The organism is Yoonia sp. (assembly GCF_042093035.1).
GTDB lineage: Bacteria > Pseudomonadota > Alphaproteobacteria > Rhodobacterales > Rhodobacteraceae > Yoonia.
This window is the reverse complement of sequence record NZ_JBELFI010000048.1, coordinates 1-17,293: the sequence shown is the minus strand read 5'-3', so window position 1 is coordinate 17,293 and position 17,293 is coordinate 1. Positions and strand designations below refer to the sequence as shown.

At 57.6% G+C, this 17,293-nt stretch carries 19 protein-coding genes; 8 read left to right on the top strand and 11 right to left on the bottom strand.

The features are described from left to right. Positions 1 to 1,014, top strand: a 1,014-nt coding sequence (locus tag ACFDSS_RS08085) for an NAD-binding protein (protein WP_375255255.1), incomplete at its 5' end; no start/stop codon positions are given. Here ACFDSS_RS08085 and ACFDSS_RS08080 read toward each other — a convergent pair. From ACFDSS_RS08080 to tyrS, 6 genes are all read right to left on the bottom strand, one after another. Then, the gene (locus tag ACFDSS_RS08080; protein ID WP_375255257.1) at positions 1,011 to 1,430 is read right to left on the bottom strand and encodes a cupin domain-containing protein; all 420 of its coding nucleotides are present in this window, start codon (positions 1,428 to 1,430) and stop codon (positions 1,011 to 1,013) included. The genes ACFDSS_RS08085 and ACFDSS_RS08080 overlap by 4 nt on opposite strands. Continuing rightward, positions 1,427 to 2,020 carry a GNAT family N-acetyltransferase gene (locus ACFDSS_RS08075; RefSeq protein ID WP_375255254.1) on the bottom strand — a complete coding sequence of 198 codons (594 nt, stop codon included), beginning with the start codon at positions 2,018 to 2,020 and terminating at the stop codon, positions 1,427 to 1,429. The genes ACFDSS_RS08080 and ACFDSS_RS08075 overlap by 4 nt, the downstream gene beginning before the upstream one ends. Next, a complete protein-coding gene (eno, locus tag ACFDSS_RS08070; RefSeq protein ID WP_375255253.1) occupies positions 2,017 to 3,294 on the bottom strand; it encodes a phosphopyruvate hydratase in 1,278 nt (425 codons plus the stop codon). The genes ACFDSS_RS08075 and eno overlap by 4 nt, the downstream gene beginning before the upstream one ends. A gap of 40 nt (positions 3,295 to 3,334) precedes the next feature. Continuing rightward, positions 3,335 to 4,225: a DMT family transporter gene (locus tag ACFDSS_RS08065; RefSeq protein ID WP_375255252.1), complete on the bottom strand. Its 891-nt coding sequence runs from the start codon at positions 4,223 to 4,225 to the stop codon at positions 3,335 to 3,337. A 3-nt stretch (positions 4,226 to 4,228) separates the two neighbouring features. Next, positions 4,229 to 4,648 (bottom strand): Fur family transcriptional regulator, encoded by a 420-nt coding sequence (locus ACFDSS_RS08060; protein ID WP_375255251.1) that lies wholly within the window; start codon positions 4,646 to 4,648, stop codon positions 4,229 to 4,231. Positions 4,649 to 4,869: 221 nt separating this feature from the next. Next, a complete protein-coding gene (tyrS, locus tag ACFDSS_RS08055) occupies positions 4,870 to 6,120 on the bottom strand; it encodes a tyrosine--tRNA ligase (RefSeq protein WP_375255250.1) in 1,251 nt (416 codons plus the stop codon). Between the two features lie 63 nt (positions 6,121 to 6,183). Here tyrS and ACFDSS_RS08050 point away from each other — a divergent pair, with 63 nt between their 5' ends. Then, positions 6,184 to 7,275 (top strand): anhydro-N-acetylmuramic acid kinase, encoded by a 1,092-nt coding sequence (locus tag ACFDSS_RS08050; protein WP_375255249.1) that lies wholly within the window; start codon positions 6,184 to 6,186, stop codon positions 7,273 to 7,275. Here ACFDSS_RS08050 and ACFDSS_RS08045 read toward each other — a convergent pair. Further along, entirely contained in the window at positions 7,272 to 8,444 is a 1,173-nt protein-coding gene (locus tag ACFDSS_RS08045; RefSeq protein ID WP_375255248.1) for a pyridoxal phosphate-dependent aminotransferase, read from the bottom strand. The genes ACFDSS_RS08050 and ACFDSS_RS08045 overlap by 4 nt on opposite strands. Positions 8,445 to 8,477: 33 nt before the next feature. Beyond that, positions 8,478 to 8,921 carry a redox-sensitive transcriptional activator SoxR gene (gene soxR, locus ACFDSS_RS08040; protein ID WP_375255247.1) on the bottom strand — a complete coding sequence of 148 codons (444 nt, stop codon included), beginning with the start codon at positions 8,919 to 8,921 and terminating at the stop codon, positions 8,478 to 8,480. 76 nt (positions 8,922 to 8,997) lie between these two features. On the opposite strand from soxR, the gene ACFDSS_RS08035 reads away from it, so the two are divergent. The 5 genes from ACFDSS_RS08035 (at position 8,998) to ACFDSS_RS08015 (ending at position 13,654) form a co-directional block, all read left to right on the top strand. Further along, the gene (locus ACFDSS_RS08035) at positions 8,998 to 9,174 is read left to right on the top strand and encodes a hypothetical protein (RefSeq protein ID WP_375255246.1); all 177 of its coding nucleotides are present in this window, start codon (positions 8,998 to 9,000) and stop codon (positions 9,172 to 9,174) included. A gap of 3 nt (positions 9,175 to 9,177) precedes the next feature. Then, positions 9,178 to 9,564: a VOC family protein gene (locus tag ACFDSS_RS08030; RefSeq protein ID WP_375255245.1), complete on the top strand. Its 387-nt coding sequence runs from the start codon at positions 9,178 to 9,180 to the stop codon at positions 9,562 to 9,564. Positions 9,565 to 9,831: 267 nt separating this feature from the next. Beyond that, complete coding sequence (gene cysS, locus ACFDSS_RS08025) at positions 9,832 to 11,265, top strand: cysteine--tRNA ligase (protein WP_375255244.1); 1,434 nt, start codon at positions 9,832 to 9,834, stop codon at positions 11,263 to 11,265. Next, entirely contained in the window at positions 11,265 to 12,890 is a 1,626-nt protein-coding gene (gene cimA / locus ACFDSS_RS08020; RefSeq protein ID WP_375255243.1) for a citramalate synthase, read from the top strand. Before cysS ends, cimA begins: the two co-directional genes overlap by 1 nt. Beyond that, positions 12,887 to 13,654, top strand: coding sequence for a squalene/phytoene synthase family protein (locus ACFDSS_RS08015; RefSeq protein ID WP_375255242.1), 768 nt, complete (start codon positions 12,887 to 12,889; stop codon positions 13,652 to 13,654). Before cimA ends, ACFDSS_RS08015 begins: the two co-directional genes overlap by 4 nt. On the opposite strand, the gene ACFDSS_RS08010 is transcribed toward ACFDSS_RS08015, so the two are convergent. From ACFDSS_RS08010 to cobA, 3 genes are all read right to left on the bottom strand, one after another. Beyond that, complete coding sequence (locus tag ACFDSS_RS08010) at positions 13,631 to 14,857, bottom strand: MFS transporter (protein WP_375255241.1); 1,227 nt, start codon at positions 14,855 to 14,857, stop codon at positions 13,631 to 13,633. The two genes, ACFDSS_RS08015 and ACFDSS_RS08010, sit on opposite strands and share 24 nt — an antisense overlap. Before the next feature lie 43 nt (positions 14,858 to 14,900). Continuing rightward, positions 14,901 to 16,148, bottom strand: coding sequence for a cobyrinate a,c-diamide synthase (locus tag ACFDSS_RS08005; protein ID WP_375255240.1), 1,248 nt, complete (start codon positions 16,146 to 16,148; stop codon positions 14,901 to 14,903). 73 nt (positions 16,149 to 16,221) lie between these two features. Next, positions 16,222 to 17,073, bottom strand: a complete 852-nt coding sequence (gene cobA, locus ACFDSS_RS08000) for a uroporphyrinogen-III C-methyltransferase (protein WP_375255239.1) — start codon at positions 17,071 to 17,073, stop codon at positions 16,222 to 16,224. A gap of 98 nt (positions 17,074 to 17,171) precedes the next feature. On the opposite strand from cobA, the gene ACFDSS_RS07995 reads away from it, so the two are divergent. Continuing rightward, positions 17,172 to 17,293 (top strand): cobalt-precorrin-5B (C(1))-methyltransferase (locus ACFDSS_RS07995; RefSeq protein WP_375255256.1); only part of this gene is annotated, 122 nt, incomplete at its 3' end.

Here is a 17,293-nt window from a genome sequence, read left to right as displayed (position 1 = left end):
ACGGTGGGTGCTGCGATCAACTTTGGTTTGTTGGCGGAGAACATGGCGCTGATCCTTGGCCTGACTGTGGTTTTGATCGCGGTCAAGGCGGGGGTGCTGGCGGTTCTTGCGATGGTCTTCAAGTTGCGCGGCGCGGACCGGTGGTTGCTGGCGCTCAGTCTTGCGCAGGCCGGTGAGTTCGGCTTTGTACTGCTGTCGTTTTCGGTCACGAATATGATCCTGCCGCAGATGCTGGCGGATCAACTGCTGTTGGTGGTCGCGATCTCGATGATGCTGACGCCGCTTTTATTCATCTTTTATGATCGCGTGATCGTACCCCGCTACGCCGCCGCCGATACTGGAGAGGCAGATGAAATCGAAGAGCAGGGTGAGGTGATTATCGCAGGCGGTGGCCGGATCGGTGGGCTTGTGCGTCGGATACTCAGCGCTGCGGGATACAATCTGACCGTGATCGACTACAACGCACAACACCTCGAAAATATGCGGCAATTCGGGGCGCGTATATATTATGGCGATGCCACTCGCCCCGATCTTCTGCATGCTGCGGGGCTGCATAATGCAAAGATCTTTGTCGCAGCCATTGATGACAAGGACAAGCTGACGGAACTGGTGCATTACGTGCACACAACGGCACCACACGTCCATATCATCGCGCGTGCCGTTGATCGCCACCACGTCTATGAGCTTTGGGCGGCAGGCTGCCGGGACATTATCCGCGAAAACTACGACAGTTCGCTGCGCATGGGCCGGTCCGCGTTGGAAGCTATGCACGTGCCGAAAGATCGCGCGCAATTGATGGTGGATGCGTTCAATCGCCATGATCGCGATTCAATGATTACGCTTGCCGATGCCTATGATCCGAATATTCCAGTGATGCAGAACGAAGAATACGTGCGCCGGGTGAAAGAGCTGTTAGGCCCGCGCGAGGCGCAGTTAAACGGTGAGATGATGCACATTCTGGAGACCGGCGAAATGCCTGAGGAGGATGCTTTTCTCAAGGATCCGGCGGGCTAACGGGGGATATCCACGCCCGGATCGGCGAGGGTGAAACCTTCAAATTGAAAACCGGGAGAGACGGTACAGCCCACGAGTGTCCAATCGCCCGTTGTTGCCGCTTTTTGCCAATGGCCAGTAGAAACAATGGCTTGCGGTATTTGTCCGGCGGCCAGTTCGGGGCCAAGCAAGATATCGTTGGCAGGCCCCGCAAGGGTGGCGGCCAGTGACAGAATTAGCGGCGCGCCAGCGTAAAAATGCCAAATCTCGACCGCATCGACCGCGTGCCAGTGGCTCGATTGCCCCGCTTTGAGCAAGAAATAGATGCAGGTGCCCATCGCCCGCCCATCATTTTCCGCGATCCATGTTTGACGATAATACCCGCCCTCTGGATGCGGGGTCAGGTCCAGTTGCGCGATGACATCATCTGCGGTCATTTCAGGCATGGGATGTGCGGTGCGATTGCGGGGTCATGGGTGCCAGTCAGACGAGGATCGGCAAAGACTTCAACCGCACGCTTGACCGGGTTGAAGCCCATGCGCTGATAAAATGCCAGGGCGCGCGGGTCGTCAAGGTGGCAGGTGTGGACGGTGAAAAGCCTAATCTTGCGCGCAAAGGCACGCGATTGTGCCAATGCCATCATCGGTCCGCCAAGCCCTTGTCCGGTGGCTGTTGGAACCATGCCAAACAGCACCAGCTCGCATTCCTGCGGCTTGCTGAAATCCAATTCAATCAATCCGATATCAGTGCCATCCTGACGCAGCACCCAAATTTCATTCAGCGGGTCATCCAGAAGTTTCGCCAATGCTGCATCATCCAGCAAAAGCCGAGAGGTCCACAGCCAAGGCCCACCAACCGACCGAAAAATCGCCCGATAGGTTACAGGATCAACGTCTTGACTGGTTGCTGTGATGCCGTCCGGAAAAGGCAATTGCGCGGGCATGGTGGGGGTCGTCATCTCAAGATGGGTGACGATGGTTGCCACATGCCCGCCGGGGACATCATACATGCCCGCGTTCAGGATCATCCTTTCAGGATACTCCGGCCTGCGTAGATCGCCGTTTCACCCAGCAGCTCTTCGATACGGATCAGCTGGTTATACTTGGCCAGACGGTCAGACCGCGACAACGACCCGGTTTTGATCTGTCCGCAGTTTGTGGCTACGGCCAAGTCTGCAATCGTCGCGTCCTCAGTTTCGCCGGAGCGATGCGACATCACGTTGGTGAATTGCGCACGGTGCGCCATGTCGACGGCCTGCAATGTTTCGGTCAATGTGCCGATTTGGTTGACTTTCACCAGCATGGAGTTGGCAGAGCCTTTGGCAATGCCATCTGCCAAGCGGGCAGGGTTCGTCACGAACAGATCGTCACCGACCAATTGCACCTTAGCGCCGATCATATCTGTCAGGGTTTTCCAGCCGTCCCAGTCATCCTCTGACATGCCATCTTCGATGCTGATGATCGGGTAATCTTCGGCCAGTTTCGCCAGGTAAGCTGCGTTTTCTTCCGACGTCAGCGAAACCCCTTCGCCGACCATCTCATATTTGCCGTTCTTATAGTATTCCGTCGCCGCACAATCGAGCGCGAGATAGATATCCTCGCCCGGTTTGTAGCCTGCTTTCTGGATGGAGGTCATGATGAAATCAAGGGCCACGCGCGTGCTGGCAAGGTTCGGCGCAAAGCCGCCCTCATCGCCGATGCCGGTATTATGGCCGGCAGCGGAGAGTTCTTTTTTCAACGTGTGAAACACCTCAGAGCCCATACGCACGGCTTCGCGGATGTTGTCCGCGGCCACAGGCATAATCATGAATTCCTGAATGTCGATGGGGTTATCGGCGTGCTCGCCCCCGTTGATGATGTTCATCATCGGTACCGGCAGGGTCCGTGCAGAGGTACCACCGATATAGCGGAACAACGGCTGTACTGTGAAGTCCGCAGCGGCTTTTGCAACGGCCATAGAGACACCCAGGATGGCGTTCGCCCCAAGGCGGCCTTTGTTGTGGGTGCCGTCAAGCTCAATCATTGCCATGTCGATGGCCACCTGTTCGGTGGCGTCAAAGCCGAGGATGGCTTCGGCGATTTCGCCATTGACGGCCGCAACCGCTTCCAACACGCCTTTGCCCATGTAGCGGCTCTTGTCACCATCACGCTTCTCGACAGCTTCATGCGCGCCGGTGGATGCGCCCGAAGGCACGGCCGCACGGCCCATGGTGCCGTCTTCGAGGATCACGTCGACTTCGACCGTGGGGTTGCCACGGCTATCGAGGATTTCGCGGGCGTGGATATCAATGATGGTGCTCATGTTTGGCTCCTAAGGGCGAATGTTAGCGGTATCAGCGCCTCTATAGCGCGGGATTTGCAGATAGGGAAGCACGGCGCAGCTTGGTTTCGCGCCGGAGTGTGTAAATGCCTGATGTGACGATGATCCCGGCCCCAATCAGGGTTACGGCGTCAGGGACTTCGGCAAACACCAGATAGCCAATGATCAGGGCAAAGATCATGCGGCTGTAGCGAAAGGATGAAATAATGCCGGCATTCCCGCCACGCGTGGCAGCAACAATCGCCAAATAGGCAATCATGCTGATGAATATCGCTGCTATCAGGATCAATGTATCACGCGTATCGGGGACCGTCGGGGTTTGGCCTTGCAGATACATCAAGATAAACCCGGCAGGCACGATCAATGCGAACGTATGGATCGCAAGTTGCGTGCCAGACAGTGTTACCGTCAGCCCGCGCGTAAACAAATCCCGCGCTGCCAACCCCAGCATCCCACCAACCGCAAGAAGGGTCGCGGGGGTGAACCCCTCCATTCCCGGTCGAATGATGATCAAAACGCCTGCAAACCCTATCAAAATGGCAATCCAACGGCGCCAGCCAATGCCTTGTCCCAAAAACACCGCAGCCCCCATTGCCACAACCAGTGGCGTGGCTTGAATAACGGCAGAGGCCGTCGTCAGCGGGATCAGCGTCAACGATGTCACAAACATCATGGCTCCGGCGACGTCACTAAAGCTGCGCAAAACGACTTTGGTGTCCAGATAGGCAGGCTGCCAAAGGTTTTCGCCTTTGAATTTGCTCCAGCAAAGAAACAAGATCAAACCACCCAAACAGATCAGCGACAGGATTTGACCCACTGGCATGGCCTCGGCCAATAACTTGATTAACGCGTCCTCCACCGCGAAACAGAACATCGAAAAGACCATAAAGGCCGCACCGCGGATATTGTCCAAGTCTTACTTGTCCTTGTCAGTCAGAGGCACGGCGTAGAGTTCAAGCCGGTGCCCCATCAGGCGGTAGCCCAGCTTTTGGGCGATGCGTTCTTGCAGAGCTTCTATCTCTGGATCGACGAATTCGATGACTTCGCCTGAGTTGACGTTGATCAAATGATCATGGTGGTCGCGGTCGGCGGCCTCATAGCGGGCACGGCCATCGCCGAATTCATGCTTTTCCAGAATGCCGGTTTCTTCAAAAAGCTTTACGGTGCGATAAACCGTGGCCAGCGAGATCCGCGGGTCCACTGTAGAGGCGCGGTTATAAAGCTCTTCAACATCGGGGTGATCGTCGGCATCCTGCAACACACCCGCAATCGTGCGGCGTTGGTCTGTCATGCGCAGTCCATTGGCCTCGCAGCGCTCAAGAATGGTTTGTGTCATGGTGACACCTCGTATTCAGTCGAAATCGTGATAGCGGGGGATGACGGAGGATTCCAGCCTGTTCAGCCATCTCAAAGATCATAGACGCAAGATACGGGCCATGGCTTCGCCAAAAAGACAAATCTTGCGGCTATCGGGATATTTGGACCAGCCCCGCGACCAGCCTTGCTTGGGTCAGCTTGCGCAGCGGTCACGATCCTGATTGCGGCTCAGTTTCTGTCTTAGCCCAGTTGGACAAGCGCATGACGCTTTTTGCCCGCACTCAGCTTGATCGGCCGGGAAAGGCCCGCTGCGTCGATAATGATGCCTGCGTCCGTCAGCGGGGCGTCGTTCAGCTTTGCACCGTTTTCCGCAATCAGCCGCTTGGCTTCCTTGCCGCTTTTGGCCAGACCGGATTTGACGATAATTTGCACAATCGACATGCCATCGCCGAGATCATCCGCGCTCAACGTCAGTGTCGGCAGATCATCACCCACGCCGCCCTTTTCAAAGACTTCGCGGGCCGTAGACTCCGCCGCTTTCGCAGCATCCGCGCCGTGCAACAGCGTTGTCACCTCATTGGCAAGGATGATCTTGGCAGCATTGATATCAGAGCCTTCCAGCGCACCCAAACGGTCACATTCGTCCACCGGCAATTCGGTGTATAGCTTTAAGAAACGGCCTGTGTCCGCGTCTGTCGTATTGCGCCAGAACTGCCAAAACTCATAGGGGCTGCACATATCCGGGTTCAGCCAAACGGCACCTGACTGCGATTTGCCCATCTTCTTGCCGTCGCTGGTTGTCAGCAAAGGTGATGTCAGACCGTAAATTTCTTGATCCAGCACACGGCGCGTCAGGTCGATACCATTGACGATATTGCCCCACTGATCGGAGCCGCCCATTTGCAGCAGACAGCCATAGCGGCGGTTCAGCTCAAGGAAGTCATAAGCCTGCAAGATCATGTAGTTGAATTCCAGGAAAGACAGCGACTGCTCCCGATCCAGTCGCGATTTCACGCTTTCAAAGGACAGCATCCGGTTGATCGAAAAATGCCGCCCGATGTCGCGCAGGAAATCGAGGTACTTCAACCCGTCCAGCCATTCGGCGTTGTTAATCATCATTGCACCCGCTGGGGCGTCGTCATAATGCAGATAGGCGGAAAACACCTGTTTGATGCCTGCGATGTTGTCGTCGATCTGCGCTGGTCCCAGCAAAGGGCGTTCATCGGCACGGAACGACGGGTCACCCACTTTCGTGGTGCCGCCACCCATCAGTGTGATCGGCTTATGGCCGGTCTTTTGCAACCACCGTAGCATCATGATCTGGATCAAAGAGCCCACATGCAGCGATTTCGCCGTTGCATCAAAGCCGATATAGGCGGGAACAACGCCTTTGCTCAGCGCCTCGTCGAGGCCTTGATAATCCGTGCAGTCCGCCAAGAAGCCGCGCGTCATCATGACGTTCATAAACTCGGATTTCGGATGGTAGGTCATTGGCTTGTTCCTGTTTGCGTCTCGGGGCACTCTATAGTCAGGCAAGGGGCGAAGGGAAAGCGGATGTTGCAAGGGGACAGGGCTTTGGCATTGGGGACAATGTCGGGGACGTCGCTGGACGGTGTGGATGCGGCGGTGATCGAAACCGACGGGGTCCAGATTTATGATTTTGGCGCGACCGCCTACCGCGCTTATAGCGCTGCGGAGCAGGCCGTTGTGAAGGCGCATTTGGGGCGCTGGCACTCCGATGATGTTGCGGGTGCGGCCCGGATTGTCGAAGACGTGCATCTAGAGCTCATGCAGAGTTTCCAAGGCATTGATATCGCAGGTTTCCATGGCCAGACGCTCGCCCATGACCCGCGTGGACGGGGCACCCATCAATGCGGTGACGGGCAGCGGCTGGCACAGGTCTTGGGCTATCCCGTGGCGTGGGATTTTCGCAGCAATGACGTGGCGCATGGCGGGCAGGGCGCACCACTGGCTCCGTTCTATCACTTCGCGTTGGCCAAATGGATCGGCGCTTTGGCACCGGTCGTGTTTTTGAACCTTGGCGGTGTAGGCAATCTGACATGGGTTGATCCGACACGCGAAGACCCTGCTGACCCCAAGGCTTTGCTTGCCTTTGACACTGGTCCCGCCAATGCGCCGATGAATGATCTGACGATGCAGCGGTTGGGCGAAGCATTTGACAAGGATGGCACGCGCGCAAGTCATGGGATCGCGGAGGAAAACGTTTTGGCGCGCTTCGGGATGCATCCGTATTTCGCTCAAGCGGCGCCAAAGTCGCTGGACCGCGACGCCTTTGGCGGGCTGTCTGCGGATGTTGGCAATTTGGGCGACGCAGATGCGTTGGCGACGCTCGCCGCCGCTGTGGTGCTAAGCGTCAAGGCGGGGCTGGCACTTTGCCCCGAGATACCTGCGCGCGTATTGGTTTCGGGTGGCGGACGGCACAATAAGACGATCATGGCAGGTTTGATGCAGGCGCTGCCTTGTGCGGTGCAACCGGTGGAGGCCGCAGGGCTCGATGGGGACATGCTTGAAGCGCAGGCTTTTGCATTTTTGGCGGTGCGGGCGGCGAAGGGGTTGCCGCTGTCCAGCCCCGAGACAACAGGTGTGCGGGCGCCTGTCAGCGGTGGCAAAATCGCCGCACCTTAAGCCGCCCGGTCTTGCGCGAAAGCAATCAATTTGCTGAGCGCCGCGACATAGCTGGCATCATCCACCGTCATCGCCACGCGCAGGTGACCCGCGGCGGCCTTTCCGAAGCTTTCACCCGGCATCACGGCGATCAGTTCTTCGTCCAGAAGTGCATTGGCAAAGCTTTCGCCATCCATGCCCGTTGCCCGAATGTCGAGCATCACATACATCGCGCCTTGCGCAGGAACGGCGCGGACCACGTTTTGTCCCGCCAGGGCTTGCATTGTCAGATCACGACGATGGCGGAACGGGGCTGCGACCCTTTCCTCGACCTCATCACCTTGGTTCAGCGCATATTCGGCGGCATCCTGAATAAAACCGGGCACGCCGTAGTTGGTATGCGTGGCTTTGTTCAGCAACTGTGCAATTGCGTTCTCTGGCCCGCAAATCCAACCGATCCGGCTGCCCGTCATGGCGTGGCTCTTGGACATCGAGCCAATAACCAACGTGCGCTCTGCCATATCATGCAAGCTGCGCGGCGTGATATGCGTGCCGTCCCAGATTTGTGTGTCGTAGACCTCATCCGAAATCAACCAGAGATCATTGGCAATGCACACATCGGCGATGTCCTGCATTGTTTGCGCGGAATAGACGACGCCAGTGGGGTTGTTGGGGCTGTTGACCAGAAGCGATTTGGCCCCTTTTGTGGCAGTCATCAATGCATCTTTGGTCGGTTGAAAGGATGTCTCCGGGCCAGTCACGATCACCTTCGGGATTGCACCGGCCGTGCGCACTGTGCCGGGGTAGGTGGTGTAAAAAGGGTCAATAAAAGCAGCCGTATCGCCGTCGTCGCAAACGGCAATATGGGCGGCGAAAAGCCCGGCCTGTCCGCCGGGCGTAATCAGGATGTTTTCTTTGTGGGTGGGCACGCCACTCCGTTTTGCGATCCGGGCCGCCACGGTTTCGCGCAGCGTGACAGTGCCCGGCACCGCAGCGTAGCCCGTATGCCCGGCAGTCGCTGCATCATACATCGCCCCCAGGATAAGCGGACTGGTGCGGATGTCATGTTCTCCGATCGTGAGCTCAATGACGGGCAAACCGTCCGCTTTCATTTGGCGGGCTCTATAAAAGACGTCCCAGCCGTCAGAGCCACCGCCGGTGATATTGGTGATACGATGCGAGAGTTTCATAACCCGCAGGGGAACGATGAGAAGGCGGCGAAGTCAAGTGGTGATCGCGGTCAGATTGCGCGGACCAGCGCCTTCTGCCGCCTTCATATCGCCCGGATTGTAAAGCGCGCATGATTTGAGGCTCAGACAGCCACAGCCAATACAGCCGTCAAGCTTGTCACGCAGCTCCTCCAGTGCGTCGATGCGGGCGTCGATGTCTTTGCGAAATTTCGTGCTGATGCGGGTCCAATCGGCTTTCGTGGGGGCTTTGTGATCGGGCAGGCGATGCAGATGCGGGGCGATCTCTGACAGAGAGAACCCAAGCTTCTGGGCGGCCATCACAAACGACAACCGCCTGATATCGCTACGCCCATAACGCCGATGCCCGCCTGCATTGCGCACCGGTTTGATAATGTCGTGGGTTTCATAAAACCTGATCGCGGACACAGCGAGGCCGGTACGCGCAGCGAGGTCTCCTATGCTCAATCCGTGGGACATGCAGAAAATCCTTGATCTCAAGTTAACTTGAGAAATTACAACAGATATGAACACAGATTGATAGAGGAGGTTTCCCATGCTCACCCAGCACAGCAAACGCTACTGCGCCGACCCCGAAGCACTCGCTGCGATGAAGCGCGACGGTTTGGGATGGGGGCATGACTTGGGCTGCGGCTGCTTTCAAGACATCAGCCGATCAACAAAACCCAGCGTGTTCGCCCGCGTTATCACTGCTTTCAAACGGAGAATGTAATTCATGGCCCAGCTTGAACACGTCAATATCACCGTCTCGGATCCACACCGAACGGCGCAAATGCTGTCTGATATCTTTGGCTGGCACATCCGTTGGGAAGGCGCGGCAAAGGCGGCGGGCTATACTGTTCATGTCGGAACAGATGACAGCTACGTCGCGGTGTATTCCGGTGCGAAACCGGAACAAACGGTCCCGAAAACCAATGCGAGTTATCAAACGCGCGGCGGGCTGAACCATATTGGTGTTGTTGTTGACGATCTGGATGCGGTGGAAGGGAGGGTCAGAGCGCTGGGGTTTGCTCCCCACAGCCACGCCAATTATGAGCCCGGCCGGCGGTTCTATTTCCACGATGCCGATCAGGTCGAGATCGAGGTCATTTGCTACACCTGACTGAACTGATCGCTGACCCTTTTTGGCAATGCTTTGAGGCCAATGCCGACGGACACCGCAGTCGCTGCGACGTCATGCGTCCTTAATGCTGTCAATGATCGTCTGGACGCGAGGCCTTCCAACTGCTACCAAGCCCGCATGAAGAGCAACTGCACCATTATCTGCTGCATTATTATCTGCTGACATCAGTCGCGGGTTGCTCTTTCACGTTTCAAATCAAAACTGAACTTGGTAAGCCCGCGGCGTAACCTGCGCGCGTGAGGCATTATGACGACTATTCGGCTGCACAATACAAAGACCCGCAAACGCGAGGAATTCATTCCCATCGATCCGGAAAACATCCGGCTCTATCTGTGTGGGCCGACGGTATATGACCGCGCGCATCTGGGCAATGCGCGGCCATCATTGGTATTTGATGTCTTGTTTCGATTGCTGCGTGAACAATATGGCGCCGATGCCGTGATCTATGTGCGCAATTTCACGGATGTCGATGACAAGATTAACGCCCGCGCCGCACAAAACGGGCGGGCCATTGGTGATATCACAGCCGAAACCATCCAATGGTACCATGATGATATGGATGCCCTTGGTGCGCTGCGCCCCACGCATGAGCCGCGCGCGACCGACCACATCCCGCAAATGATCGCGATGATTGAGGATCTGATCGCGAAAGGCCACGCCTACGCCGCCGAAGGTCATGCATTATTTGCCGTCGATAGCTATGCTGCGTATGGGGCACTATCGGGGCGGTCTGTTGACGATATGATCGCCGGGGCACGCGTTGAGGTCGCGCCTTACAAACGCAATCCGATGGATTTTGTGCTTTGGAAGCCCTCTGGTAATGGCGTTCCGGGCTGGGATAGCCCTTGGGGGTATGGTCGTCCGGGGTGGCATATCGAATGCTCCGCCATGAGCCATGAGATTTTGGGCGAAAGCTTCGACATTCATGGCGGCGGCAACGATTTGCAATTCCCGCACCATGAGAACGAGATCGCACAATCGGCCTGCGCCTATCCGCATGGCGAATTTGCCCGCTACTGGGTTCACAATGAGATGCTACAGGTCGAGGGCAAGAAGATGTCCAAGTCCTTGGGCAATTTCTTCACGATCCGCGACCTGCTCGATCAGGGGGTGCCGGGAGAGGTGATCCGACTGGTCATGCTGGGCACCCATTACAGCAAGACGATGGACTGGACCGAAACCCGCCGTGCGGAGGCCGAAGGCACGTTGCGCAAATGGTATGGTATTTTGCAGGGTCACGGGTTCGGGCCGGAGCTTATCAAGGCATTGACGGCGGTCGGAGACTGGAAACCGGATGAAGAATTCATCGGTGTTTTGGCCAATGATATCAATACATCCGGTGCCTTGGCGCGTCTGCATGTGTTGTCCAAGGGCAAAACCCCACAAGCGCTCGCCGGGTTTGCCTATGGGATGGGGATGCTGGGGCTGGTGAATGACTGGGCCAAAATCCCGATGTTTGACGGGGGTGAGGCCGGGCCGAATGTGGCGCCTGCGATTGCCGCACGCGTCGATGCTTTGCTGGCCGACCGTGCGGCGGCGCGTGCTGCCAAGGATTGGGGCCGCGCCGATCAGGTGCGTGACATCCTCAATGCCGCAGGCGTGCAGGTGACAGATGTGGGCGGGCAGGCGACATGGTCCCCCGGTCCAGATTTTGACGCCGCGAAGCTGGAGGGGCTGTGATGACCAAAGAACGTCTGTATCTGTTTGACACGACCCTGCGCGATGGTGCGCAAACCCAAGGCGTGCAGTTTTCGGCAGACGAAAAGCACCAGATCACAGCTGTGCTCGATGGCCTGGGTCTTGACTATATCGAAGGCGGTTGGCCGGGCGCGAACCCAACCGATACGGAGTTCTTCGCAAGCCCGCCCAAGACCAATGCGACATTCACGGCCTTTGGGATGACCAAACGCAGTGGTCGCTCTGCTGAGAACGACGATGTACTGTCAGCGGTCGTGAATGCGGGCACGCCGGCGGTCTGTCTGGTTGGTAAGGCGCATGATTTTCATGTCACAACCGCGCTTGGCATTACGCTTGATGAGAACATCGAAAACATCTCAGTCAGTTTCGCCCATATTGCAGGCAAAGAGCGCGAAGGGCTGTTTGATGCCGAACACTTTTTCGATGGCTACAAAGCCAATCCCGACTATGCGCTCAAAGCCATTCATGCGGCCTATGATGCGGGCGCGCGCTGGGTTGTGCTTTGTGATACCAACGGCGGCGTGTTGCCGCATGAGGTCAGCGATATCGTCCATGCGGTAATCGCGAGCGGCATTCCCGGCGATCATCTGGCGATCCACACGCATAATGACACCGAAAATGCGGTTGCCAATACATTGGCGGCGGTCTTGGCTGGTGCGCGGCAGGTGCAGGGCACGCTGAATGGCTTGGGAGAACGGTGTGGCAATGCAAATCTGACCACAATCATTCCGACGCTGTTGTTAAAAGAACCCTTTGCCAGCCAGTTTGAAACGGGTGTGTCGCTGGAAGCCTTGAAGGGGTTGCGGCGGGCGTCACGTCTGCTGGATGATATTCTCAATCGTGTGCCCGCAAAGCAGGCAGCCTATGTTGGTGCCAGCGCCTTTGCCCATAAATCGGGCCTCCATGCCAGTGCCATTGCCAAAGACCCCAGCACCTACGAACACATTGATCCTGCCACTGTCGGCAATAGCCGGATCGTGCCGATGTCGAATCAGGCCGGGCAGTCCAATCTGCGTGCGCGCTTGCTGGACGCCGGACTGGTTGTTGCGGCAGATGATCCCGCATTGCCGCGCATCGTTGAGCGCATCAAGGAACGCGAAGCGCAGGGCTATTCGTATGACACCGCACAGGCCAGTTTCGAGCTTTTGGCGCGCGAAGAGCTTGGCACATTGCCCCGGTTCTTTGAGGTCAAGCGCTACCGCGTGACGGTCGAGCGTCGCAAGAACAAGCGCAACCAGATGGTCTCCATCTCGGAGGCAGTCGTGGTCACCAAAGTCCATGGCAAAAAGATGCTGAATGTCAGTGAAAGCCAAGGGCCGGATGGATCGGACCAAGGTCCCGTCAATGCGCTTTCAAGGGCGTTGTCCAAGGATCTGGGGCCTTATCAGGCCATCATTGACGATATGCAACTTGTTGATTTTAAAGTGCGTATAACGAATGGCGGCACGGAGGCCGTGACCCGCGTTATCATCGACAGCGAAGATGGCAAGGGCCGCCGCTGGTCCACGGTCGGGGTCAGTGCGAACATAGTTGATGCCTCCTTCGACGCGCTGATTGACGCGATCAATTGGAAACTGATCCGTGACGGTGCAAAGGCCGAAACATGAGCTTCGACGCTTGCGCTGCACTGGTAGAACGCGGGGACCCTCTGCGGTTTCGTGTGGCCATGGCGGCACCTGTTGCCGCGCGCAAGATCCTGTTTCCGCTCTATGCATTCAACATCGAAGTGGCCCGTGCGCCCTGGGTGACGCAGGAAGCGATGATCGCCGAAATGCGCCTGCAATGGTGGCGTGATGCTCTGGAAGAAATTGGTGCTGGTGGGACAGTGCGCAGGCATGAGGTTGTGGATGCTTTGGCCGCAATTTTAGACGCTGAAGGTGCGGCATGTCTGGACGGGCTTATCGCGGCGCGGCGCTGGGATGTCTACACGGATCCGTTTGAGGATGAAGCCCATTTCGCCGACTACATCAACGCCACTTCGGGGCATCTGATCTGGACCGCCGCGCGGCTCTTGGGGGATGCGCAGGAAACGACAGTGCGCGATTTTGCAGCCGCGGTAGGAATAGCCAATATCTTTCAAGCGTTGCCTGCGCTGACAAAACAAGGACGCCAGCCGTTGCTGGATAGCAGTGAGGCAGGGCTACGCGCCATGGCAAAGACGGCTCAGGCGCGTTTGGCTGCTGCGCGTGCGGCGCGTCGGACTGTGTCAAAGGCATCGGGGGCGGCTTTGGTTGCGGGCTATCATGCGCGGCCAGTTCTAGAAGCTGCGCAGGCGGAGCCCGCACGCGTTGCCGCTGACGCGATCGGCTTCAATCCTGCCAAAGACAGTTTGCGGTTCTTGAACGTTTCACTGCGCGGGTGGTGGCGATAGGCGCGGTTGACGTGCCAGCCAGATGAGCGACCCGGCCGCAAGGACCAGAAACGGCGCCATGGCCAGATTGACGGCATTCCAGCCCTCCACGGCGGTCCCACCTGCACAGTTCATCAAGCCGCCCGAAGCAAGTGACGCTACCGTTACCATGCCAAAGACGATCATATCGTTCATGCCCTGCACCGCACCACGCTCTTGCGGGCGATGCGCACCTGCCAACATTGTGGTCGCCCCGATAAAGCCGAAGTTCCAACCGATCCCGAGCAGGATCAAGGCGATGAAGAAACTGCCCAGTTCCACACCGGAGAGCGCCACACCACCTGCCACCATCAAGATGGCAAGTCCCGTCCCGATGATTTTTTCCACGCCGAAACGCGCGATAAGATGGCCAGTGAAAAACGACGGCGCGAACATGGCCAGAACATGGGCGGAAACGATGTCATTGGCGTTATCCGTCGAATACCCACGGCCAACAACGGCCAATGGGGTCGAAGTCATTACCAGGTTCATCAATGCATAGGACACCATCGCACAGATGATGGCGACAAGGATCCGCGGGTCTTTGAGTAAGGCTTTGCGGTTGCGGCCTGGGGTCTGGACGACCTCTGGCTCCGATTTGCTGCCCTTTGGCAGATCCAACCACAAGAAAAGCGCCATCCCCACCAGATTAAGCAAAATGATTGCGATATAGGTCCCCAGAAACGGCACCACGGAGGCATCTTGCACGAATTTGTTGAGTTGCGGACCGAAAATCGCAGACAGCAAGCCGCCCGCCATCACATAGGAGATCGCTTTGGGCCGAAACCCCTCAGAGGCGGTGTCAGTCGCTGCGAAACGATAAAAACCCTGCGCAGACATATAGATGCCGGTCAAATATGATCCTGTCAGCAAGATCGCAAAGGAGCTGGTATAAAGTCCGTAGGCCGATACCGCAGCGCCCACCGCACCTGCAAATGCGCCCAGCATGAAGCCAAATCGCCGCCCGTTGCGCTGCATCAAGGGGCTGATCCAGGGGGCGGTTGTCATCGACCCAAAGACGATGAATGAGATCGGCAAAGTCGCCAGACAGATGTTGGAGGCAAGCTGCCCACCCGCTAAGCCACCAACCACGAAGATCATCGGCAATTGTGCGCCAAGGATCGCTTGCGCGGCTACCAGCACGGCGACATTGCGCTTGGCGCGGGCGTCATCGATCATTGTCATCATGCGTGGCTACGCCTGTCTTTTCCGGCTGGCAAGGCTTGGCTTACCTGTGGTCGATAATATGTCCAAAGCTGCCCATGACATTTCCTTGCACCAAACCCATCGGGGGCAGGGGTGTGCCTTCGGCGTCTGTCGCCGCGAAAAGCGGTGGCCCATCGGCTCTGGTCGTTGTGGCGTAGTGGAATTCATGGCCCGTCCATCGGCCCGCGAGCGGCCCTTCGGCTGCGGTCAAATGCCGGTAGCCCAGATGTAACTTGCGTGCGGCAAAAGATGTCTGAAGCGGCAAAAGACCTGCCATGGCATGGGTGTTGCCTTTTGCATCTGTGAGTGTCTCGCCGAGGGTCATATACCCACCGCATTCGCCATAGATCACCGCTTGCGTCGTGTGCAAACTTTCCAAAAAATCTGTATTCCCTGCCAGCCTGCCTGCGTGAAGCTCCGGGTAACCGCCGGGAAGATATAGAAAATCCGCATCAGGCGCCGTTTGGTTTGCGAGCGGTGAAAAGAACGATAGTTCCGCACCAGCCGCATGCCACTCCTGCAGGATATGCGGATAGCTGAACGCGAAGGCGGCGTCTTGCGCGATTGCAATCCGCTGCGCGGGCGGGGGCCGGGGCGAAACAACGGGCCGTGCTGGCAGCGGTTTGAGAAGCGATACGATGTGTTCGAGATCGACGTGCGCTGTGACAATGTCGGCGGCGCGATCAAGGAAGATGTCCAGCTCGGGATGCTCTTGCGCCTGGACCAGCCCAAGGTGGCGCGCGGGTTGGATGAGGGTGGCATCGCGGGGGACAGCGCCCAGCACTGAGATGTCACCCAACGCACGTCGCAGCATCGCTTCATGGCGCGCTGATCCGACATTGTTCAGTATCACGCCTGCGATCTCAAGGTGCGGATCATATCGCATGAAGCCCTGCACCAATGCGGCAACAGACCCTGCCATTTTTCCCGCGTCCACGACCAGGATCACTCGGAGCGCCAAAATCCGTGCAAGGTCGGCTGCCGAACCCTTGCCGTCAGGTGGTGCGCCATCAAACAGACCCATCGCCCCTTCAACGATCAACGGCAGTTGGCCCGCCGCCCGTGCCTGGATCTGCGCAGGTGTCATCGCCCATGCGTCAAGGTTCAGGCAGGGTTGCGCGCAGGCGGCCTCATGAAAGCGGGGGTCAATGTAGTCGGGACCTGATTTGGCGCCGCGCAAAGCCATTGTGCGGCTGAGCGCACGCAGGAGGCCAAGGGTGATGGTGGTTTTACCGCTGCCCGATGACGGGGCAGCAATGAGGACGCTCATCCTTTGAGGAGGCGTGGGGATGCCTCCGGCGGGAGTTTTTGGGCCAAGATGAAGAGGGGCGGCATCGACAAAATCAGCCGGTTTCGGCCGGGCGGCCGCGGCCCAATGGATCAAGATTGCGCGGCGCGTCGCCCGCTGCCATGCCTTGCCAGTCCAGCACTTGCCGCATCAGAACCGATTGACCGACACAGATGATTGCAGGTGGTTCAAGCTTTGCGGTTCTGATGTCTTCGACGACATCCCCCAACGTCGTTTCAAGCACTTGCTGTTGTTGCGTTGTGGCTGTTGTCACAACTGCAACAGGTTCGTTGATGTTGCGCCCCGCGTCGATAAGTTGCCCTGCAATCTGGGCGATGTGCTTCATGCCCATATAAATCACAAGCACTTGGCTACCCTTGGAAATGCTCCGCCAATCGAGCGAGCTTGGTGTATTGCCGGACTGGTCGTGACCCGTCACGAATGTCACCGATTGGTTTACGTCCCGGTGCGTGACGGGGATGCCCGCATAGGCCAAACCACCGATGCCTGCCGAAATGCCCGGAATGATTCGAATAGGGATGCCGTGTTGCACCAGTGTCTGCGCTTCTTCCCCGCCGCGCCCGAACACAAAAGGATCGCCGCCCTTGAGCCGGAGCACCCGTCTGCCTTCCCGCGCCAGATCGACAAGCCGAAGCGAGATGTCGCGCTGCTTGGCCGATGGTTTGCCACCCCGTTTGCCCGCGTAGATGTGGTCTGCCTGCGGTGCCCAGCTTAGGATTTGCTCTTGCACAAGCGCATCATAGATTACCACATCTGCCTGCCTGAGTGCATTTACCGCGTGCATTGTCAAAAGCCCCGGATCACCGGGGCCCGCGCCACACAGCCAGACCCAACCCTTTTCCAAGGTGGGCCATCTGTATTCGGGTAAGGGGATTTGCGTTGTCATGGGGCCATTATGACGCCTGCTCTCATTGTTGGAAAGGTGACAAACGACCTCTGTTTGGCGATTGCCGTCACCGGTTTGCGTGCCTATCGTTGTGGCAGATGACAGATATGACCACACCAGAGCTGCGCCGCGGCTGGACGACGGGCGCATGTGCCACGGCTGCCACCAAAGCTGCGCTGATGCAGCTATGGGGTGGGGCGTTTCCCATAGAAGTTTCGAT